This window comes from Gammaproteobacteria bacterium, assembly GCA_035501935.1.
In the GTDB taxonomy this organism is placed as follows: domain Bacteria; phylum Pseudomonadota; class Gammaproteobacteria; order JAJPIJ01; family JAJPIJ01; genus JAJPIJ01.
Genome location: DATJVC010000021.1, coordinates 1 through 21031 on the forward strand (window position 1 = coordinate 1; position 21031 = coordinate 21031).

At 59.0% G+C, this 21031-nt stretch carries 18 protein-coding genes; 11 read left to right on the forward strand and 7 right to left on the reverse strand.

Features of this window, described 5'->3' with window-relative positions; translation table 11 throughout:
• The coding region (locus VMH34_05185; protein ID HTT08166.1) for an inverse autotransporter beta domain-containing protein at window positions 1-1082 on the reverse strand (1082 nt) is incomplete at its 3' end.
• 324 nt (window positions 1083-1406) lie between these two features.
• The gene (locus VMH34_05190) at window positions 1407-2714 is read right to left on the reverse strand and encodes an AMP-binding protein (protein ID HTT08167.1); all 1308 of its coding nucleotides are present in this window, start codon (window positions 2712-2714) and stop codon (window positions 1407-1409) included.
• Window positions 2715-2935: 221 nt separating this feature from the next.
• Here VMH34_05190 and VMH34_05195 point away from each other — a divergent pair, with 221 nt between their 5' ends.
• The gene (locus VMH34_05195; protein ID HTT08168.1) at window positions 2936-3331 is read left to right on the forward strand and encodes a hypothetical protein; all 396 of its coding nucleotides are present in this window, start codon (window positions 2936-2938) and stop codon (window positions 3329-3331) included.
• 406 nt (window positions 3332-3737) lie between these two features.
• Window positions 3738-4154, forward strand: coding sequence for a hypothetical protein (locus VMH34_05200; GenBank protein ID HTT08169.1), 417 nt, complete (start codon window positions 3738-3740; stop codon window positions 4152-4154).
• A gap of 7 nt (window positions 4155-4161) precedes the next feature.
• On the opposite strand, the gene VMH34_05205 is transcribed toward VMH34_05200, so the two are convergent.
• Window positions 4162-4671 (reverse strand): RNA pyrophosphohydrolase, encoded by a 510-nt coding sequence (locus VMH34_05205; protein HTT08170.1) that lies wholly within the window; start codon window positions 4669-4671, stop codon window positions 4162-4164.
• A gap of 85 nt (window positions 4672-4756) precedes the next feature.
• Between VMH34_05205 and VMH34_05210 the strand changes: the two genes are divergently transcribed.
• The 5 genes from VMH34_05210 (at window position 4757) to VMH34_05230 (ending at window position 10203) form a co-directional block, all read left to right on the forward strand.
• Window positions 4757-5410 (forward strand): HAD family hydrolase, encoded by a 654-nt coding sequence (locus VMH34_05210; protein HTT08171.1) that lies wholly within the window; start codon window positions 4757-4759, stop codon window positions 5408-5410.
• A 146-nt stretch (window positions 5411-5556) separates the two neighbouring features.
• A complete protein-coding gene (locus tag VMH34_05215) occupies window positions 5557-6306 on the forward strand; it encodes a glucose 1-dehydrogenase (GenBank protein ID HTT08172.1) in 750 nt (249 codons plus the stop codon).
• 57 nt (window positions 6307-6363) lie between these two features.
• Window positions 6364-7101 (forward strand): acetoacetate decarboxylase, encoded by a 738-nt coding sequence (locus VMH34_05220; protein HTT08173.1) that lies wholly within the window; start codon window positions 6364-6366, stop codon window positions 7099-7101.
• A gap of 29 nt (window positions 7102-7130) precedes the next feature.
• Window positions 7131-7913, forward strand: coding sequence for a 3-hydroxybutyrate dehydrogenase (locus VMH34_05225; GenBank protein ID HTT08174.1), 783 nt, complete (start codon window positions 7131-7133; stop codon window positions 7911-7913).
• A 31-nt stretch (window positions 7914-7944) separates the two neighbouring features.
• Window positions 7945-10203 carry an FAD-dependent oxidoreductase gene (locus tag VMH34_05230; protein HTT08175.1) on the forward strand — a complete coding sequence of 753 codons (2259 nt, stop codon included), beginning with the start codon at window positions 7945-7947 and terminating at the stop codon, window positions 10201-10203.
• Between the two features lie 18 nt (window positions 10204-10221).
• Here VMH34_05230 and VMH34_05235 read toward each other — a convergent pair whose 3' ends face one another.
• Window positions 10222-11202 (reverse strand): malate dehydrogenase, encoded by a 981-nt coding sequence (locus VMH34_05235; protein HTT08176.1) that lies wholly within the window; start codon window positions 11200-11202, stop codon window positions 10222-10224.
• 5 nt (window positions 11203-11207) lie between these two features.
• Window positions 11208-12509: a citrate synthase gene (locus VMH34_05240; GenBank protein ID HTT08177.1), complete on the reverse strand. Its 1302-nt coding sequence runs from the start codon at window positions 12507-12509 to the stop codon at window positions 11208-11210.
• Between the two features lie 250 nt (window positions 12510-12759).
• Here VMH34_05240 and VMH34_05245 point away from each other — a divergent pair, with 250 nt between their 5' ends.
• The 3 genes from VMH34_05245 to lpdA all read left to right on the forward strand — a co-directional run bounded on the left by VMH34_05245 (window position 12760) and on the right by lpdA (window position 18283).
• Window positions 12760-15603 (forward strand): 2-oxoglutarate dehydrogenase E1 component, encoded by a 2844-nt coding sequence (locus tag VMH34_05245; protein HTT08178.1) that lies wholly within the window; start codon window positions 12760-12762, stop codon window positions 15601-15603.
• A gap of 67 nt (window positions 15604-15670) precedes the next feature.
• Window positions 15671-16852, forward strand: coding sequence for a 2-oxoglutarate dehydrogenase complex dihydrolipoyllysine-residue succinyltransferase (gene odhB / locus VMH34_05250; protein HTT08179.1), 1182 nt, complete (start codon window positions 15671-15673; stop codon window positions 16850-16852).
• Between the two features lie 9 nt (window positions 16853-16861).
• Entirely contained in the window at window positions 16862-18283 is a 1422-nt protein-coding gene (gene lpdA / locus VMH34_05255; GenBank protein ID HTT08180.1) for a dihydrolipoyl dehydrogenase, read from the forward strand.
• Between the two features lie 27 nt (window positions 18284-18310).
• Here the strand turns inward: lpdA and VMH34_05260 are convergent, their stop codons facing one another.
• On the reverse strand, window positions 18311-18712 hold the full coding sequence (locus VMH34_05260; protein HTT08181.1) for a phasin family protein: 402 nt from the start codon (window positions 18710-18712) through the stop codon (window positions 18311-18313).
• A 265-nt stretch (window positions 18713-18977) separates the two neighbouring features.
• Between VMH34_05260 and VMH34_05265 the strand changes: the two genes are divergently transcribed.
• On the forward strand, window positions 18978-19283 hold the full coding sequence (locus tag VMH34_05265) for a hypothetical protein (protein ID HTT08182.1): 306 nt from the start codon (window positions 18978-18980) through the stop codon (window positions 19281-19283).
• Window positions 19284-19321: 38 nt separating this feature from the next.
• Here VMH34_05265 and VMH34_05270 read toward each other — a convergent pair whose 3' ends face one another.
• Window positions 19322-20971 carry a diguanylate cyclase gene (locus VMH34_05270; GenBank protein ID HTT08183.1) on the reverse strand — a complete coding sequence of 550 codons (1650 nt, stop codon included), beginning with the start codon at window positions 20969-20971 and terminating at the stop codon, window positions 19322-19324.
• Window positions 20972-21031 lie beyond the last annotated feature (60 nt).

The window sequence follows — 21031 nt, forward strand, 5'->3', positions numbered from 1 at the left end:
ACGTACACGAAGGTGCTGGGCATGGCGCAGCCGCCCGCCAGACAGCTGGTGATGGTGTTGTAGGGGTGCTCGAAGCTGCCATCCCCGCCCGCCGCGGCGGTGTTGTCGATGTGGAAGACGGAGGTGGAGACGGTGACCTTGTGCCCCATGTCGTCGTTGCCGGATTCGACGCCGTGGAAGCTGCCGTGCAGGCCATCGACGCTCCCCAGCCGGTCGGTGGCCTTGATGTCGATGTCGCGCTCGACAAACTGGATCATGCGCTCGGGCACGGTGCGCTTGCGGTTGACGTTGGGGTAGCCAAACGAGTAGCGCAGCTGCAGCATGGTCTCGCCGCCAAACAGGTCGTCGGACTGCGCACTGACGCCCACGGAGATGTCCTGCATGAGCCGCATTTCGATGCGTCCCTTGACGCCGTCGGCTGCCTTCGGGGTCACGCTGCCGTCGAAGTGGTAGCCACCGAGGTAAACACGGGTCTCGGCAAAGTCGATCCAGGGGATGCGCACGCCGACCTCGCCATCGAAGCCCTGCAGGGCTTCTTCATAAATGCCGTTGGCAAACAGGGTATGGGCCTGGAACAGGCCGCCGTCCAGCGCCGTGTCCAGCCGCTTTTCGTCGGTGATGGGGGCGTAGTAGTTGAAGCGGGCGTCGTACATGTCGCCCAGCGCTTCCACGCCGAAGGTAAACTGGTTGAAGCGGTTGTCGTTGAGCGTGTCGCGGGTGTCAAAGGCGGCGTAGCCGCCCAGGATCCAGTCCCGCTGCGGCGTCAGCCAGCGATAGCCCAAGCCGAAATTGAATTCGGTGTCCTTGCCGTCGGTCTGGGTGATGGTGCCGCGCAGGTCGCCGTAGAGGAGTGATTGGTTGTCCTGCCAGATGGGTTGCAGTAAAGCGCCGCCGTAGAGCAGCCGGCCTTGCGTCGAGGGCATCAAATAGACTTCGATGTTGCGGTTCCACTCGGTGGCCGGCACCGCCATCGGCGTGAGCGCCGCGGTGATGGCCAAGGCCAGGGCTGCGCGCTTGAAGTGCGGGGGATTCCGAAGAGGACATGGAAATATACCGCTCAGCATGATCTGATGCGATTTCATTGCCATCCCCCGTATGAATTATTGATTTTTTGTAGCATCAACAATACAACTTTCCCGCTTTTTGAGTATAGGTGGCTTGGGGTTCAGGATCAATCAGTAACAGCTCAAATTTAAGTGGCCAGAAGGGAAATAAATTCCTCGATCTTTCCACCCGCCCCCGCGGGATTTCATTGCAAAAATACGTCAGGGTCAGCCGGGACGGCTGGCCCAGGATTCGAGGATGATTTCGCGCAAGCGCGCCTCCCGTGCCGCGGTCAGGGGAACATCGACCCGCAGGCTTGCCTCAATCTCATGCAGCGAGTGCTGGATGAATCGAGGGCTTGATTATGCGGCGATATGCGATACAAACTTCTCAAACTTTCCACCCGGCCCGCGCGGTATCTCGTCTTTAAAATACGTCAGACTCAGCCGGAAGGGGTAACCCAACTCCTCCAGAATAATTTCACGCAAGAGTGTTTCCTGTGATGCAGTCAAGGGGACATCAACCACCAATCGCGCTTCGATGTCCTGTGGAGTGTGCTGTACGAGCTGATGCTGCCGCACCATCATGATTTCAGGATACCGATCAAAGCTTACATTGGCCCATCGCCTCTGGCCGGTGGGCAGGATCAGCAGATTACGAGTGCGTCCGGGAATGCTTGTTATGGTCGGCAGGCCCCGCCCGCATCGGCAGGGAGGACCCGCTTCGACATAGTCGCCCAGTTCGTATCGGATCAACGGCGTGGCGAAATTATGCAGAGAGGTCGCCACCATCCGGCCAATCTCTCCCGGAGCACAACTTCCGCCTTTTTCATCAAGGATTTCCACCAATACGGACTCCGCCATGACATGATAATGCCCATCGTTCTGCGGACACTGCAGGGCCAGATAACCAAGCTCAGTGCAGCTGTACATATCGTGAAGCGGCACTCCCCACACCTGTCGGCATGACTCGCGCAAATCCGGAGCGACTGTTTCACCCAGGGTTCTTACACCGCGCAGATTGGGCAGCCGTTCGCTCGTGGCGGCGAAATACTCCGCAAGCGCCTTGAGTATCGTCGGATAAGTCAGCAAATAGTCGGGGTTGAATCTGATCAGCCAGCGCGCCTGGGTCTCGATATCCGAGGACTTCAAAACACCGGCGGCGCCGGTGACCGCCACCTCGCAGACGGGCGTACCCCAATTGTTGATGATCGCGCCGTCCGGTGGTGCCCCCAAGCCCGGGTCAATGCTCTCGCGGATTACGGCGAGCCTGCCGCTGAAATCGCGTTGATGCCAGACATGGTCACGTAATGTCAGCGCCTCCCATAGAAGCTGGTCAATTTCAGTGCGCCTCACGGTGACCGGTTCGCCGGTGGTGCCGGAAGTCTGTACAGTCGTGATACATCCGAACCTGGCGGGCACTTTGCTGCTGTGCAGGGTGTCGCCGGCGTGCTGGATTTCGCGGCGCGTAAGCAGCGACAACCGCCGCCACATGGTCCAGTCCAGCGTCAGGTCCGTCATATAGCCAGCCACTGTCAGCCGTTCCCGATAAAACGGCGAGGTATGCCAGGCGTGTTGAAACAATAGCTGCATCTGATTCAATTGATATTCCAGCAACTGTTCCGCCGGCCACCATTGAGACTCTTCCAATTGTTGGAGTTGCTTAAGCAATAGTTCGCCGCGCGCGGTGGGCAAACGTGGACGGGGAGCAGGTGTCTCAGCCATCAGAATGAAGTAAGGTGTGATAATTACTCGTGCACGCAGTATATGAATGATGCAATATCAGGTAAATCCACGGTGTGTGGGGCGGCCTTGGAAACGACCACGCTCACTTTGCCGCCGCCATGTTAACCGTTATGCTTACGGCATCTAGGGTTTGGGAGGACGGCATCATGACCAGACATCTGGCTGTTCTGATCACCGCAGTAATGTTGGGGCTTTCTGGGGAGACTTTCGCCCTGGGGCTCGGCAAAATAGAAGTGCTGTCCAAGTTGAATCAGCCCTTTGAGGCCAGGATCCCCTTGATTGGCGTGCAGGAAGGTGACGCGGACAACTTGAAAGTCTCGCTGGCCGGTCAGGAACGCTTCAAACAGGCCGGCGTGGAGTACACCCCCTATTTGACCGGCCTGCGCTTCGAGGTCATGACCAAGGCGGGGGCGGCTTATGTGCGCGTTCACAACCATGACTTGCTGCAGGAACCGTATTTGAGCTTTCTTCTGGAGGTGCGTTCGGCCTCGGGCAATGTGGTGCAGCAATATAATGCGCTTTTCGATCCGCCGAAGCCCTAGTTAAAGTGTCTATACAAACAGAAGGTGCGCCGCTTACGCGTTGCTGTTTATGCACCGTGCCATCAGGCCCGCGAATTCTCCAGTCAATGTCCTCCCCACATCCTTGGAAACGCAATGGAATTGTTGTAACTTATTATTTTATATAGCTATATTTTATGGTAATAATTTGACCGTTTTGTTACCGAGGCCGGTATTCATTGCCATGATATGTCCTTCGCGACGCTTTACACACAAAGTTATAAACAGCTTTTGTGGGTAAATTCTTTAATAAAAATCGTGCCATCGCGATATAGAGTAATGCCGATAGGCAGTTACTGAAATATTCAAAGAATTTTTGGAACAAAATTGGAATGTCTGCGCCGACTCAACAGTTGTGCAAGGCTCTCACTGAATATGGACACCGCAAATGAAAAGTAAAAAATTCCATCTCCCCGCCCTCCTGATGGCCGGCATGTTGGGTGACAATGTGCTCGCCGCCCAGGAGGCGGGGACAAATGATATCAGCGATCAGGCGCGGGAGATGATGATGAGCGGCGCTCAGAAATACGATCAGTGTCTGCAAGAACAGGCGCAGGCGATGTTCAACGAATACGAGGACGTGCGCCAGTTGGCTGATCAAGCCATGGTCAAATGCCGCCCGACGCTGGCTGAATTGGAGCAGAATCTGAAAGATCAAAAGCTCGACCCCGGCCTGACCGCCGGCTACGTCCGGCATGCCCGCGATTCAGCCGTGCGCCACCTGCTGCCGCGCCTGATGGCCGCCAAGGCGCAGGCCGGTAACGCGGCGGGTGCGGCAGCTACTGGCCCGAAGTCCCGGAATTAGACTCGGATTATATTTTCGACTTGAGCACCAACGGTGCCAGTTCACGCAGGGCCTGCCGATAGACCCCGCGCTTGAATGCCACGACTTCGCGCAGCGGCCGCCAGTAATACACCCAGCGCCAGGCGTCGAATTCAGGCGGATCGGCGCAATCCAGCCGCACCCGGCTTTCATCGCTGGTCAGCCGCAGCACGTACCACACCTGCTTCTGGCCGATGCACAACGGCAGACGTCCGCGCCGGATCAGCCGTTTGGGAAGGCGGTAGGACAGCCAGTCGCGCGTGCAACCAATGACGTCCACATCGACGGCCTCCAGCCCCACCTCCTCGCGCAGCTCGCGATACATCGCCTCTTCCGGTGTTTCATCGGGCCTGATGCCACCCTGCGGAAACTGCCAGGCATTCATGCCGGAACGCCGCGCCCACAATACGCGCCCGCGACAGTTGGTGAGGATGATGCCGACGTTCAGGCGGAAACCCTCGCCGTCGATGACATCAGCACGTTCGGTAACCGGGCCCATGGGGGAATTTTTTCATAAACACGGGCGCCCCGGCAACCTGGTTTCAGGTAGACTGCGCGCCTTGCAACGGATGGGAATGATCACCTTGGCGCTCGCCATTTTTGACTTGGACAACACCCTCATCGCCGGTGACAGCGACGTATTGTGGGGCCAGTTTCTGGGCGAACATGGCCACGTGGATTACACCTCCCACGAACGCGAGAATCAGCGCCATTTCGCCGCCTACAAGGCGGGGGGGCTGGACATCATGGCCTTTCTGCGTTTCCAGTTGCGCATCCTGAGCGAGCATGACGTTGAAACGCTGCACCGCTGGCGCGACGCCTTTGTGAAGGAGAAAATCGAACCGGTCCTGTTGCCGAAAGCGCGGGCATTGATCGAAAAACACCGCGATCAGGATGATGTCCCCGTCATCATTACCGCCACCAACCGCTTCATCACGGCGCCCATTGCCGGCCTGTTCGGCGTCGAACATCTGATTGCCAGTGAACCGGAATTCAAGGATGGCTGCTACACCGGCGGCGTCAGCGGTGTGCCCTCGTACGCTGCAGGCAAGGTGACGCGAATGCGGGACTGGATGCAGGCACATGGCTGTGATTTGAATGGTGGCTGGTTTTACAGCGATTCGCACAACGACCTGCCGCTGCTGCGCGAAGTGCCTCATCCGGTGGCGGTCGATCCCGACCCTCAGTTGACCGCCGAGGCCCGCAAGCGGGGCTGGCCCATCATCAGCCTGCGTTGACACGATAATGAGCGGTGCCACAAACGCCGCCTTCCAGTCAATTTCGTAATAAAACCTTCTGCGAGAAGCGGTACATTAGATTTTCACGATCCGGAACTATTGGACGGCGCGGCGTCTCTATCTGATTACCGACAGGAGTTCACAGCATGGGCAGGCTCGCGGGCAAAATTGCAGTCATCACTGGGGGCAATAGCGGCATGGGTTTGGAGACCGCGAGGCGTTTTGTGGCGGAAGGCGCCAATGTGGTCATCACCGGCCGCAGACGGAAGGAACTGGATGAGGCGGTGAAATCCATGGGCAAAAATGTCACCGGCATCCAGGGGGACGTATCCAATCTCAAGGATTTGGATCGTCTTTATGCCGGGGTGAAAGAAACACACGGACACATCGACATCCTGTTTGCGAACGCCGGCCTGGGACAGGTCGTGCCCCTTGATCTGGTCAGTGAGAAAGTCTTCGACCTGCATTTTGATGTCAATGTCAAAGGCCTGTTCTTCACCGTACAGAAGGCGTTGCCGCTGATGCGCGACGGTGGCTCCATCATTCTCAACGCCTCAATCGCGGCCCGCAAAGGCATGGGTGGAATGAGCGTGTACAGCGCGACCAAGGCGGCGGTGCGCTCATTTGCCCGCACGTGGACGATGGACCTGAAGGACAGGAAGATCCGCGTCAATACGCTGAGCCCGGGGCCCATTGATACGCCGATTTTTGGAAAGATGGGATTGACGGAAGAGCAGACCAGGGAATTTGGAGAACATGTTCTGGAGCAGGTCCCCATGGGGCGCATGGGCACTTCGGATGAAGTCGCCAGGGCGGTGGTATTTCTCGCGTCCGACGACAGCAGCTACATCACGGGGATAGATCTTTGCGTCGATGGCGGCATGGCGCAGATTTAAGCTGCAGTCAGGGTTCGTGATGGCCGTCGGGTTCATAACAGCCGAGAGGGGCCTGACATGAAGGAAGATGACGTACGCCGCCGCGCCTTTGCCATGCCGTTGACCAGTCCCGCCTATCCTCCCGGGCCCTACCGCTTTGTCAATCGTGAATACCTGATCATCACCTACCGCACCGATCCCGCGATTCTGGAGCAGGTGGTTCCGGCGCCGCTGAAAGTGCATGAACCGCTGGTGAAATTCGAGTTCATGAAAATGCCGGATTCGGCGGGCTTCGGCGATTACTGCGAATCGGGCCAGGTGATCCCGGTAAGCTTCAAGGGCGAAGTAGGCGGATACCAGCATGGCATGTATCTCGACGACCATGCCCCGATTGCGGGTGGACGCGAACTATGGGGATTTCCCAAAAAACTGGGGGAGCCGGTTTTGCGCGTGGTCAAAGACACATTGATAGGCACACTGGACATCAACGGCATGCGCGTGGCGGCGGGAACGATGGGGTATAAGTATCTGGCGCTGGATAAAGATCAGGCGTTCAACGCCCTGGCAGCGCCGACCTTCCTGTTGAAAATCATTCCCCATGTGGACGGATCCCCGCGCATCTGCGAACTTGTGCGTTATACGCTGCAGGACCTCGTAATCAAAGGCGCCTGGAGCGGGCCGGGTGCCCTCGCCCTGACGCCGCATGCGCTGGCGCCGGTGGCGGAATTACCGGTCCTGGAGGTCGTTTCCGCCGTTCATATCCTCACCGACCTCACCCTGCCGCTGGGCAAGGTCGTCCATGACTATTTGAAGTAGCGGCACGGGCCGCACGTTGGAGGTATACCATGCGACTGAAAGACAAAGTGGCCGTGATAACGGGAGCGGCCAGCGGTATCGGCAGGGACATCGCGCAGACCTTCGCGCGCGAGGGTGCCAGGGTTGTCATCGCCGACCTCAACCTGGACAGCGCCGGCACCGCCGCCTCTGAATTGCAAAAGAGCGGAGCGACGGCGCTCGCCGTCGCCATGGACGTGGGCGACGAACAGCAGGTCAACAGCGGCATTGCCCAAGTCGCGGACAAATTCGGCGGCGTGGACATCCTGGTGAGCAATGCCGGCATCCAGCACATCGACCCGGTGGTCGATCTGTCGTTCGACAACTGGCGCAGGTTGATTGCGATCCATCTCGACGGCGCGTTCCTGACCACGCGCGCCTGCCTGAAGCACATGTACCGTTCGCGTCGCGGTGGTACCGTCATTTACATGGGTTCGGTGCACTCCAAGGAGGCTTCGCCGCTCAAGGCGCCTTACGTGGCCGCAAAACACGGGCTGATCGGATTGTGCAAGGTCGTGGCCAAGGAAGGCGCTGCGCACGGCGTGCGCGCCAATGTCATCTGCCCGGGATTCGTGCGCACCCCCCTGGTCGACAAGCAGATCCCCGAACAGGCGAAGGAACTTGGGATTTCGGAGCAGGACGTCGTCAAGAATGTCATGCTGAAGGAAACCGTCGATGGGGAATTCACCACCGTCGATGACGTGGCCCAGGTGGCGCTTTTTCTCGCGGCCTTTCCGACCAACGCGCTGACCGGGCAGTCCATCGTCGTCAGTCACGGGTGGTTCATGCAGTAGTGCCTCACACCTGCAGCCGCCCGGGGGGATTATGGACAAAGACGTGAACTATCTTCTGCTCGGCGGCGGTTTGGCGGCGGCAACCGCGGCCGAAACACTTAGATGTGACGGCGCAAGAGGCTCCATCGTCATGCTCGCCTCTGAAGACACGCTGCCCTACCACCGCCCCCCGCTGTCCAAGGAGTATTTGCTCAAAGACGAGGAGGTCGGACATTTGTTGGTCCATCCGGCCGGCTTCTATGAGGACAACGACATCGATGTTCGTCTTGGTGCCCGTGCGGTACGCGTTGATATACAGAACAAAATTGTGACAACGAACCGTGCCGAGTCTTTTCACTACAAAAAACTTCTGATAGCCACCGGCTCCCGGGTGCGTCGTCTCCCGGCCAGCGGCGGAAACCTCCGGGGGGTTTATTACCTGCGTACTCTCGCGGACGCGGCGGCACTGCGAACGGCCATCGCATCCGCGAAGAAGGCCGTTGTCATCGGTTCCAGCTTCATCGGCATGGAGCTGGCGGCGGTGTTTGCGGCTCGCGGTCTGCATACGACGGTGATCGCCAGGGATGAACTGCTTTACGACCCGCTGGAATCTCCGGAAATATCGTCATTTTTTGCCGATTATTACCGGGCGCGAGGTGTGGAAATCATCTCCGGACAAACAGTCACTGCATTGCGTGGAGACACGTCAGTCAATGAAATAGTGACGGATACGGACATCGTGGTTCCCTGCGACATTGTGGCCATCGGCGCGGGGGTCGCACCCGACGTAGGCTGCCTGGAAGGCAGCGGACTCGCACTGGATGACGGCGTGCTCGTCAATCAATATCTGCAAAGCAGCGACATGGACGTTTTTGCGGCGGGCGATGTGGCGCGTTTCTATGATCCGGTGATCCGGCGTCACCGCCGGATCGAGCATTGGGACAACGCGGTCAAACAGGGCCGGATCGCGGCCCGGAACATGCTGGACAAACGTCAATCCTATCGCGATGTCTCCATTTTCTTTTCTGATGTATTCGACATCTCCTTCAATTTCATCGGCGATCCCCAGGGTCACGATCAACGCATTGTCCGCACGACCGCGCCAGGTGAATCCTTCGCGGTCCTGTACACGAAGGACGACAACCTGAAAGCCGGGTTTTTCCTCAAGCAACCGCCCGTGGAAGAACAGGCGGCGGCATCCATGATCCTGAACCGGACATCGCTGACCCGTGTGGGGGCCAGTCTGGCGGACATTTCCCGGCCGCTGGCCCGCTGGGCCTCGCAAACGGTTCTGATCCTTCAGGGCGGGGGCGCGTTGGGCGCATTCGAATGCGGCGTCGTAAAGGCGCTTGAAGAACAGCAGATATTCCCGGACGTGGCGGCCGGCGTTTCAATCGGTGCGTTCAACGCCGCCATCATCGCCAGCCACCCGCGGCACGCGACTTCCGCATTGGAGGCGTTTTGGGGGGACCTGAGCATGTATGTGCCCCCCCTGCCCGATGAAACAATGCGTCGAACCCTGTCGTCATGGACTTCATTGACTTTGGGAAACCCCAGATTTTTCCGCCCGCGATGGCTGTGGCCGGCCGTGCTGACCCAGAAGCCGCCCCTTCAATGGACCAGCTACTATGATCCATCGCCGGTGAAGGATCTGCTCTGCAAGTACGTCGATTTCCAGAAGCTCAAGGACAGCCCCGTCCGGCTGCTCATCAACACGGTCAATGTCGAGACCGCGGAACTGGAGACCTTCGACAGTTACATCGAGGCGTTGACCGCCGATCATCTTCTCGCCAGCGGCAGCCTGCCGCCGGGTTTCCCCTGGACCACCATCAACGGCCGGCATTACTGGGATGGCGGGATGATCAGCAACTCGCCGCTTGATCAAGTCGTCGAACGTTGCGGCCTGACGGACAAAAAAGTGTACATCGTCAATCTTTACCCAGGCAGAAAACGCCTGCCGACGGATCTGAGCGAAGTGACGGCGCGCCGTGATGAAATAATTTACGCGGAAAGGATCCGTCAGGATATCCGCGTGCGTGAAACCATCGAGAACTACAAACAACTGGTGCAGAACCTCATCGACCGGCTCGCGCCTGACGCCGCAACTCAAATCAGACAGCACCCCCTGTATATCGAAACGGTGGGCCAAACAGGACCCATTTCGATCACACGCATCGTGCATGAAGGCGAACCAGGGGAAGGACCGTCGAAGGATTACGAATTTTCGGCGGAGACCATCGACGAACACATCGCGGCCGGTTATGCCGCCGCCCGCAAGGCGCTGGGAGTTTCTCCGCGCGCGCATTCCTGACAAAAACCACCGCCCGGTTTAACCGAGCAGTTTCTGCACGGCGTCGCGCTCCTCCTCCAGTTCCTTCCGGGTCGCCGCCATTCTGGCGCGGCTGAAGTCGTCGGTCGACAGACCCTGCACGATGCTCCAGTCGCCGTTCCGGCAGGTCACCGGGAAGGAATACATCAGGCCTTGGGGGATGCCGTAGCTGCCGTCGCTGGCCACCACCATGCTGGTCCAGTCGTCCGCCGGCGTGCCGAGCGCCCAGTCATGCATGTGGGCGATGGCGGCGTTGGCCGCCGAGGCGGCGCTGGAGGCGCCGCGGGCGCCAATGACCTCGGCGCCGCGCTTGGCGACCTTCGGAATATAGATCTTTTCATACCAGGCCTGATCGATCACGGGCATGACGGGCTTGCCGTCCACCAACGCATGATGCAAATCGGGATACTGGGTGGTGGAATGATTGCCCCAGATCGCGAGCTTTTTGATCGCGGTCACCGCCACACCCAGTTTGGCGGCCAGTTGGGCGATGGCGCGGTTGTGATCGAGCCGGGTCATGGCCGTGAAATTGCGGGCATTGAGATCCGGCGCGTGCTTGATCGCCGTCCAGGCATTGGTATTGGCGGGGTTGCCGACAACAATCACCTTGACTTTGCGGCTGGCGCGATCGTTCAACGCCCCGCCCTGCACCTTGAAGATGCCGCCATTGGCGGCCAGCAGGTCGCTGCGCTCCATGCCCGCCCCGCGCGGCTTGGCGCCGACCAGCAGGGCGTAATCCGCGTCCTTGAAGGCGGCGTTGGGGTCATCGCTTAGCTGCACCCCGCGCAACAACGGAAATGCGCAGTCGTCCAGTTCCATGGCCACGCCTTCGAGCGCCTTCATGGCCGGCGTGATTTCCAGTGCCTGCAGAATGACCGGTTGATCACGGCCCAGCATCTCGCCGGCGGCGATGCGGAACATCAGCGAGTAGGAAATCTGTCCGGCGGCGCCGGTGACTGCCACGCGTACGGGGGGCTTCATAATAGTCAGCCGCGCCCGTTGAGAGGCACGTATTCGCGCGTCTCTGCGCCCATGTAGAGCTGGCGTGGGCGGCCGATCTTGAAGTCCGGATCGGTCATGAGTTCCAGCCACTGCGCGATCCAGCCCACCGAGCGCCCCAGTGCGAAGATGACCGTGAACATTCCCAGTGGTATGCCCAGTGCCTTCAAGATGATGCCGGAATAAAAGTCCACGTTGGGATAGAGTTTGCGCTCGATGAAATATTCATCCTTGAGTGCAATGTCCTCCAGCTTGAGCGCAGTGTCGAACAGCGCCCGATCGACCTTGTCGGGCAGCCGTTCCAGCAGGTCGTAGCAAACCTTGCGGATGACGCGCGAACGCGGATCGAAGTTTTTGTAGACGCGATGGCCGAAGCCCATGAGGCGGAAGGTGTCGTTCTTGTCCTTGGCGCGGGCGATGTATTTCGGAATGTTGTCCGGGGTCTTGATTTCGTTGAGCATGTGGATCACGGCCTCGTTGGCGCCGCCGTGGGCTCGTCCCCACAACGACACCATGCCGGCCGCGACGCAGGCGAAGGGATTGGCCTCGGCGCTGCCGGACAGGCGCACGGTCGAGGTGCTGGCGTTCTGCTCATGGTCGGCATGTAGAATCAGCAGCACATCCAGGGCGCGTACCGCCACGGGGTCGGGCGTATAGGTGCTCATGGGATGCGAAAACATCATGTTGAGGAAGTTTTCGACATAGCCGAGCGAGTTGTTGGGATAGACGAACGGATGGCCGATGGAGAACTTGTGACACTGCGCCGCCAGCGTCGGCATCTTGGCGATCACGCGCTTGGCGGTCAGATCGCGGTCCGCCGGGTCGTTCAAATCCAGCGCCTCATGGTAATAAGAGGACAACGCGGCCATCACGCCCACCATGATTGACATCGGGTGCGCATCATAGAGGTAGCCCGCATACATGTGGTTGACGCGTTCGTGGACATTGCTGCGGAATTTGACCTGGGCCTCGAATTCCTCGTATTGCCGTCGCGTGGGCAACTCCCCGTACAGCAACAGGTAGCACACTTCGAGATAAGTGCTGTGTTCGGCAAGCTGTTCGATCGGGTAACCGCGATGGAGCAGGATGCCCTTCTCCCCATCCAGGTAGGTGATTTTGCTGCGGCAACTGGCGGTGGTTAAAAAGCCGGGATCAAGAGTAAACATGCCCAGGCCGCTGTAAAGCATCTTGGTATCTATGACCAGCGGGCCATAGGTCCCTTGATACACCGGGCATTCGATGGATTTGCCGGTCGCGTTGTCCTTGATTGTTACCGTATGCTTGCTCATCACCATCTTCCCCCATGATTTTTGAATCAATAGTTACAGCAGCCCCCTTCCCCCGTTTGGGGGCCGCCAAGAATAACGCTGGATTGCGCGCCGCAGCAAGCTCATAATTCCGCCTGCCGGAACAAAAAATATGGCGGAAGGGACAAATTCTGGGTATGGACTGGACTTTTTACTTAAAGCGGCTTACATAAGAGTTGGATAATCAAGCCTCTTTAACAAAAATTAGTGAGCGCCTGAAGCACACGTCACCATGAAAACCACCCTGCCCTCCTTTCTGTACAGCGGCAATGCGGCATACATCGAGGCGCTCTACGAGACCTATCTGGACAATCCCGCCGCCCTGGATGCGGATTGGCGGGGTTATTTTGATCGTCTGCAAACCGAAATAGCGCGCAGCAACGGCGACGCCCGGCATGATCAAATCCAGGACCGCTTGCGCCAGGCCGCGGTTCATCGCCATTCCGCGCCCCCCGCCGGTGCGGGGGTATCTGACGCGCATGCCAGAAAACAAGTGGCCGTACTGCAACTCATCAATGCCTACCGTTTCCGCGGCCATAGCCAGGCCGACCTCGACCCCCTGCATCAATACGAACGCCCGCAAGTTGCCGATCTGGACCCCGCATTCCACGGTCTCGGCACGGATGACATGGACACGGTATTCAACACCGGCTCCTTCCAGGGTGACGGGACGGAAATGAAGCTGAAGGACCTGGTGGCGGCATTGAAAAAGACCTACTGCGGCTCCATCGGCGCTGAGTACATGCACATCAATGACACTCCACAGAAGCGCTGGATACAGCAGCGCCTGGAGGCCAACGCAGCGGCGACTGCTTTCTCCACCGAGAAAAAACGACAAATTCTCGAGCGGCTCATCGCCGCCCAGGCGCTGGAGGAATACCTGCATACCAAATATGTCGGCCAGAAACGTTTCTCCCTGGAAGGGGGTGAAACATTGATCCCGCTGCTCGATGAGCTGATCCAGGGCGGCGGCAGCGCCGGCATCAAGGAGATCGTCATCGGCATGGCCCACCGCGGACGCCTCAACGTGCTCGTCAATATCGTCGGCAAGATGCCCTCCGAGCTGATGCAGGAATTCGAGGGCAAAAAAAAAGCCGGCGGCGGTTCCGGAGACGTGAAGTACCACATGGGTTATTCCTCGGATATCGATTCGCCAGGCGGGCCTGTGCATCTGACCCTGTCCTTCAATCCTTCGCACCTGGAGATCATCTCGCCGGTGGTGGAGGGCTCGGTGCGGGCGCGCCAGGATCGCCGCCGTGACAGTGCGCGCAGCCAGGTGCTGCCCATCCTGATTCACGGTGACGCGGCATTTGCCGGCCAGGGCGTGGTCATGGAAACCTTCAACTTCTCGCAAACGCGCGGCTATTCCACCGGCGGCACCGTGCATATCATCGTCAACAACCAGATCGGCTTCACCACCTCCGATCCGCTCGATTCACGCTCCACGCTGTATTGCACCGACGTGGCCAAGACCGTGCAGGCGCCGATCTTCCACGTCAACGCCGACAATCCGGAGGCCGTGCTGCGCCTCGCACAACTGGCGCTCGATTACCGCATGACGTTCAAGAAGGACGTCGTCATCGACCTCGTCTGCTTCCGCAAGCACGGCCACAACGAGTCCGACGAACCGATGGCCACCCAGCCGATCATGTACCAGCGCATCCGTCAGCACCCCGGACTGGTCAGGCTGTATTCCGATCGCCTGCAAAAGGAAGCGGTAATCGGCGCCGACGATCCGGCGCGCATCCGGCAACAGTACGTACAGATGCTCGAAGAAAATCAACCCGTATCCCGTTCGCCGATCTGCAATCTGGACAAGTCATTCACGGTAAACTTCGATCCGTACAAATCCGGCCACTGGTGGACGCTGGTCGACACCACCCTGCCACTGCCAAAGGCGCAGCATCTGGCCGGACGGTTCACCACCTGTCCCGAAAATTTCAAGCTGCACAAAAGCGTGACCAAGATCATGGAGGCCCGCCGTGAAATGGCGGCGGGCAATCAGCCCATGGATTGGGGATTCGCCGAGACCCTGGCCTACGCCAGCCTGGTCGATGAGGATTACCCCGTGCGACTCTCCGGTCAGGACAGCGGCCGCGGCACCTTTTTCCACCGCCATGCCGTGCTGCATCATCAAGAGACCGGGGAAACCTTCCTGCCACTGCGGAACATCCGCGAGGGCCAGGCGCAGTTTCTGGTCATCAATTCCACGCTCTCGGAGATGGCGGTGTTGGGCTTCGAATACGGGTTCAGCAGTTCGGAGCCGGGCGCACTGGTCATTTGGGAGGCGCAATTCGGCGACTTCGCCAACTGCGCGCAGGTGGTCATCGACCAGTTCATCGCCTCCTGCGAGGCCAAATGGGGCCGGTTGTGCGGCTTGACGCTGTTCCTGCCGCACGGCTACGACGGCCAGGGGCCGGAGCATTCCTCGGCGCGCCTGGAGCGCTTCCTGCAATTGTGCGCCGAGGACAACATGCAGGTGTGCGTACCGAGCACACCGGCGCAGATGTTCCACTTGCTGCGGCGGCAAATGCTGCGCCCCTACCGGCGCCCGCTGGTGGTCATGACGCCCAAGAGCCTGTTGCGCCACAAACTCTCGGTATCGACCCTGGCGGACATCACCGACCGCAGTTACCAGATGGTGTTGAAGGAGATCGATCCCATCCAGCCGTCAAAGGTGGATCGCATTTTGGTTTGCAGCGGCAAGGTATATTTTGATTTGCTGGAGGCGCGCCGCGCCAACGGCATCGATGACATTGCGATCCTGCGCATCGAACAGCTCTATCCCTTCCCGCGCAATGATCTGCGCGCCGCCATCGAGAGCTATCCGAACGCGCGCGAAGTGGTGTGGGTGCAGGAGGAACCGCACAACCAGGGTGCCTGCGCCTTCCTGCTCGAAAGCCTGAACCTGTTCAGTTGCCTGCACGCACCGCAGAACATGATCATTGTGGCGCGTCCGCACTCCGCAGCGCCGGCCGTGGGCTCGCTCGCCCTGCATCAGGAACAGCAAAAAACCATCGTCAGTGACGCGCTCCGCCTGCAAGACCGCACCGCGCAGAAGAAAAAAACGGCCTGAGCATTAGTTATACTATCGGGGCGGCGCAAAGCCGTATGTCGCGCCGTTCGCAAGGAAAGGGGGCAAAATGTTCATCGAAGTGAAGGTGCCCGTGCTCGCGGAATCGATCGCCGACGCCACCCTGCTTGAGTGGCGCAAAAAAGCGGGGGAACCCGTCAGCAGGGGCGAGAACCTGATCGATCTTGAAACCGACAAGGTCACGCTGGAAGTAGTGGCACCCGAAAGCGGCGTATTGAAGGAAATCAAAAAAAACACGGGCGACACCGTGGTCAGCAACGAGGTGCTCGCCATCCTCGACACCAATGCCACCGGCGCGGTCGCGGCTGCATCCGCGGCAGCCGCCCCCGCGCCGAAGGCGGTACTACAAAAGGCGGCGGCGCCCCCCGCCGCCAAGCTCAGCCCCGCGGCGCGCAAGCTGGTGGACGAAAAGTCCCTCAGTCCGGCCGCCATACCGGCGAGCGGCAAGGAAGGCCGCATCACCAAGACCGATGTCATCGAACATCTGTCCCGCGCCGCGCCGGCCGCCGCGGCAGCGCCCGTCGCCGCCGACCGAGCGGAACAACGCGTGGCCATGACGCGGCTGCGCAAGCGCGCCGCCGAACGGCTGTTGCAGGCGCAGCACGACAACGCGCTGCTCACGACCTTCAACGAGGTCAACATGCAGCCGGTCATGGAATTGCGCAACCGCTACAAGGATGCCTTTGAAAAGACCCATGGCGTCAAGCTCGGCTTCATGTCCTTCTTCGCCCGCGCCGTCGTCGAGGCGCTCAAGAAATTCCCCATCATCAATGCCTCGGTCGACGGCGATGATGTCCTCTATCACAATTACTTCGATCTGGGCATCGCGGTCAGCGCGCCGCGCGGGCTGGTGGTGCCGGTGATCCGCGATGCGGATCGGATCTCGTTTGCCGACTTTGAGAAACGCCTGCGCGATCTGTCCGAGAAGGCGCGCAACGGTCAACTCGCCATCGAGGACTTGACCGGCGGCACCTTCACCATCACCAACGGCGGCGTGTTCGGCTCGCTCCTGTCTACGCCGATCGTGAATCCGCCGCAGAGCGCCATCCTCGGCATGCACAAGATTCATGAACGACCGGTGGCGGAAAACGGGCAAGTCGTCGTCCGGCCCATGATGTATCTGGCCGTGTCCTACGATCATCGCATCATCGACGGCCGCGAGGCGGTGCAATTCCTGGTGGCCATCAAGGAGCACCTGGAATATCCGGCGCTGGCGCTGCTGGAAATATAGGGAAATCCCGTGGCTGACTACGACGTCATCGTCATCGGCGCCGGTCCCGGCGGCTACGTGGCCGCCATCCGCTGCGCGCAACTGGGCCTGAAGACCGCCTGCGTCGAAGGCTGGCTCGGCGCCGGCGGCAAGCCGGCTTTGGGCGGCACCTGCCTCAACGTCGGCTGCATCCCCTCCAAGGCGTTGCTGGATTCTTCGCACCATTTTGAGCACATCAGCAAACACGCCAAGGACCACGGCATCAGCGTGCAGGGCGCGGCGATGGACGTCGGCATTATGCAGAAGCGCAAGGACAAGATCGTCCAGTCGTTGACCATGGGCATCGCCGGATTGTTCAAGAAGAACAAAATCGACTGGCTGCAAGGCCAGGGCAAATTGCTGGGCGCCAATGAAGTCGAGGTGAATCCCACAGCGGAGGGCGGCAAGAAACAAACCGCCAAAGCCAAGCACATCATCATCGCCACCGGCTCGGTGCCGGCGCGCATCCCGCCCGTCCCCATCGATCAGAAAAACATCGTCGATTCCACCGGCGCGCTGGCATTCGATGCCGTGCCCAAGACACTGGGCGTGATCGGCGCGGGCGTCATCGGTCTGGAATTGGGCAGCGTCTGGCGGCGTCTGGGCGCGCAAGTCATGGTACTGGAGGCGCTGGATGATTTTCTGCCGGCGGCGGACAAGACCATCGCCGATGAAGCCTTCAAGTCCCTGACCAAACAGGGACTGGACATGCGTCTTGGCGCCAAGGTCACCGGCTCAAAAGTCAAGGACGGTGCGGTCACCGTGAGTTATGAACTGAAAGGCGCGAAACAGGAAGTAACGGTTGAGAAATTAATCGTTGCGGTGGGACGCAAACCCAATACCGATGGGCTAAATGCCGCCGGTATCGGCATCAAGCTCGATGCGCGCGGCTTTATCGAAGTGGACGCCGATTGCCGCACCAACCTGCCGAACGTATATGCCATAGGTGACGTCGTGCGCGGACCCATGCTGGCGCACAAGGCCTCCGAGGAAGGCGTGGCAGCGGCCGAACACATCGCCGGCCAGCATCCGCATGTGAATCTCGACATCGTCCCGTGGGTCATCTATACCTGGCCCGAGATCGCCTGGGTCGGCAAGACTGAACAACAACTGAAGGCCGAGGGGCGCGAAATCAAGACTGGCAGTTACCCGATGATGGCCAGCGGCCGCGCCAAGGCGATGAATGAAACCGGTGGGATGGTCAAGATGATCGCCGACGCCCGCACCGATGAACTGCTCGGCGTGCACATCTTCGCCGCCAATGCCTCGGAGCTGATCGCCGAAGCGGTGCTGGCGATGAACTACGGCGGCAGCAGCGAGGACATCGCGCTCACCATCCATTCGCATCCGACGCTGGCTGAGGCCATGCACGAGGCCGCGCTCGCCGTCTCCGGCCGCGCCATCCATTTCTAAATACGGCGGGAATACCGCCGCCAGCGTTCAGGCTGCTGCAGGCGGTTTGGGGATTTTTGTCACCTTCCGGTGTTTTTTGGCCTCATCACCCTGGGTGGCGGCCGTAGAGGCGAGTTGCCCATTGAGCTGAGTGACCAGATCGCTGGTGGCCGACTTGAAGATGTCGAACACCTTCGCCGTCTGCTCATACAGTTTGGGGGAGTACTCCGTGATCAGGTCGGATTCGAGCGCCGCGCATTCGGCGGGATCACGGTGTCCATTGAATATCTGCATCTGCCTCGTGCCATATTCTATCCACAAGGCCATCAGGTCATTCTGGGTTTGCGCCAGCTTGTTGCAGATGTCAAGTTGAATATCGCCGAGTCTTGCCGCCGCCTGCCAGGCATTGGTGAGCATGTCTGCCGGATTTCCGGATTTGTATTCGCCCATGTTATCTCCTTTATGATCGGGTCCTTGCAAGCGCAGACCCGCAGGAAGTCATGATGAGCTGTGCCAGAATTCTTCACCAGCTTCTGAAAATTATTTCTGCTTCTGGGAAAGTATAGGCCGCGATCCCGGAGTCAACCACCTTGCCATGCAGCAATTACCGCTGTGCCTTGCAGCATAATGCTGCGCGTCTTAGCATTAACCAATTGATACATGAGCCAATGACTTTCACTTCCGATGAACCCGGGGCATCCCCGTGGAGGTGACCTTGAACCGTAAATACTGCCTGTTGATTCTCTGCTGCATGGCGGTGTTCCCGCCTGTTTTGTCTGCTGCGGCTGGCGGCACCCATCGGTCTGCCCAGGGGACCGACCGTTCTGCGTCAACGGCGATCGAAGCGCCGCCCGCGTCGCCGGATGAGGGTGCAATATACCGCTGCTGCACCTCCTCCGGGATGTTCCCCCGCTATGTGAATCCTGATGACCGGCCGAGGGCGGCAGCCAGGGAAGGCGGCTTTTGTCTGGCGGTCATGCCCACGGGCCAGCATATCCCCGGCATCGTCTGCCACGGCTGAAAGAATGATGAAAAACCATTACACTTGACATCACTTCATCAGGCGCCGGCGTTCTGGCGGGGGGGTTCGTAGGCCACGACGCGGTTGCGACCGCTGTCTTTGGCTTTGTAGAGAGCGATATCAGCAGCCTGCAGCAATTGCCTGCTCGTTTTGCCGTGCATGGGAAATGTCGCAACGCCGATGGATATCGTGCCTCGCAGAACCAATCGTTCATGCTGCACCTGTGAGGATTCAACGGTGGAACGCAATTGCTCCATGCGCTGCATGGCATGAAACAGGGAGGTTGCGGGAAGCACTACCACGAATTCCTCTCCGCCATATCTGCAGACGACGTCCTCTGTGCGCGTGAAGTCGCGCAACAAAGTAGCCAGCGACCGCAGCATGATGTCTCCAGCGGCGTGGCCATGCGTGTCATTCAAGCGCTTGAAGTGATCGATGTCCAGCATGGCCAGGCTCAACGGACTTTGTTCGCGCCCCGCCCTCGATAATTCACGATCGAGTGTTTCCTCAAGATAGCGGCGGTTGAACAATCCGGTCAGGGGATCCCGGATGACCTCCTCGCGCAATTTGGTTTGCAACGCCTCGTTTTCGGCGAGTTGCGCCCGCAAGCGTTCGTTATATTCCTGAATAATCCATTTTTGTTTATTCAAACGACGGTTGAATGACCACAGCATCAGAATCGCTGCGCCGGCGGCGAGAACCATTGCCAGAGTGGCGCCAAGTACCCGTTGCAGCTTCTCGATTGATGGCGTCGCGGTGGGATCATAAAGAAACCCCTCCAGCGAATAATCACGATTCAATTGACCAAGCTGGACGTAGGTATCGGCGATGTTTTTCCATCGGCCCGGGTTCATATGCCCGATCTCGATGAGATCGGGCAGCAATAATTCCTTCATGGCCTGATATTCAAATCGCAAATGTTCCGGCGTGCTGGTCGTTCCATATTGCCGGATGATGTTGATGGTCTCATCCGGATGGGACATGGCATATTCCCATCCTTTTATGCTGGCCTGCCGGAATGCCGCGACGCGATCCGGATGCGCGCTTATTTCCTGTTCCGAAGTGAAAAGATTGTCGCCATAGAAATCTATCCCGTAATGCAACGGACGGAAAAGCCGTATCGGAAACTGGTGTTCGCGAAAAAAGAAGGGCTGATCGGTAATATAGCCGGACAGGGCGTCCAACCTGCCGTCCATCAATGCTTCTTTGTCATCGGTCTGATCCAGAAATCTGAACTTATCCAGCGACCCGGCCTCGTTCAGCAACATGGGCTTGATGGACGGCGTACTGGCGCTGTCCATGATGGTCCGGTTGACGAGCATTTGCGGCGTGACGATATCCGAGTCTTGCGCAACGATTAACACGTCTGGGGAATGCTGAAAAATAACCCCCAGAATGACCACTGGTTTGCCGTGGTAACGGTCGAGGAGCAAACCGGCGGAACCCGTGCCATATTGAGCCCGGTCGGAGATGACTTCATTGACAAAATCAACGCCGGGGCCGCCTTCGCGGATTTCAACGTCCAATCCAGCGTCGCGATAATAGCCCTTGTCTCTTGCGACGTAATAGCCGGCAAATTGATAGGAGTGAAACCACTTGAGTTGCAGCGCGACACGCTCAACGGCCCATGCCGGCATGGGTTGCGCAGCAAAAAAGATCGTGAAACAACAAAACAGGATCGAGCGCATGGCCCTCATAGTGAGAACTTTAACTTATCCACCGCCACCAGACGCGAATTTGCGCTCGCT

Excerpts from the sequence above, each read along its gene's own strand:
- VMH34_05200 (HTT08169.1), top strand. The coding sequence starts at position 3,738 with ATGAAAAGTAAAAAATTCCATCTCCCCGCCCTCCTGATGGCCGGCATG.
- VMH34_05240 (HTT08177.1), bottom strand. The coding sequence starts at position 12,509 with ATGAGCAAGCATACGGTAACAATCAAGGACAACGCGACCGGCAAATCC.
- odhB (HTT08179.1), top strand. The coding sequence starts at position 15,671 with ATGTTCATCGAAGTGAAGGTGCCCGTGCTCGCGGAATCGATCGCCGAC.
- VMH34_05235 (HTT08176.1), bottom strand. The coding sequence starts at position 11,202 with ATGAAGCCCCCCGTACGCGTGGCAGTCACCGGCGCCGCCGGACAGATT.
- VMH34_05230 (HTT08175.1), top strand. The coding sequence starts at position 7,945 with ATGGACAAAGACGTGAACTATCTTCTGCTCGGCGGCGGTTTGGCGGCG.
- VMH34_05215 (HTT08172.1), top strand. The coding sequence starts at position 5,557 with ATGGGCAGGCTCGCGGGCAAAATTGCAGTCATCACTGGGGGCAATAGC.
- VMH34_05225 (HTT08174.1), top strand. The coding sequence starts at position 7,131 with ATGCGACTGAAAGACAAAGTGGCCGTGATAACGGGAGCGGCCAGCGGT.
- VMH34_05195 (HTT08168.1), top strand. The coding sequence starts at position 2,936 with ATGACCAGACATCTGGCTGTTCTGATCACCGCAGTAATGTTGGGGCTT.
- VMH34_05245 (HTT08178.1), top strand. The coding sequence starts at position 12,760 with ATGAAAACCACCCTGCCCTCCTTTCTGTACAGCGGCAATGCGGCATAC.
- VMH34_05270 (HTT08183.1), bottom strand. The coding sequence starts at position 20,971 with ATGCGCTCGATCCTGTTTTGTTGTTTCACGATCTTTTTTGCTGCGCAA.
- VMH34_05260 (HTT08181.1), bottom strand. The coding sequence starts at position 18,712 with ATGGGCGAATACAAATCCGGAAATCCGGCAGACATGCTCACCAATGCC.
- VMH34_05220 (HTT08173.1), top strand. The coding sequence starts at position 6,364 with ATGAAGGAAGATGACGTACGCCGCCGCGCCTTTGCCATGCCGTTGACC.
- VMH34_05205 (HTT08170.1), bottom strand. The coding sequence starts at position 4,671 with ATGGGCCCGGTTACCGAACGTGCTGATGTCATCGACGGCGAGGGTTTC.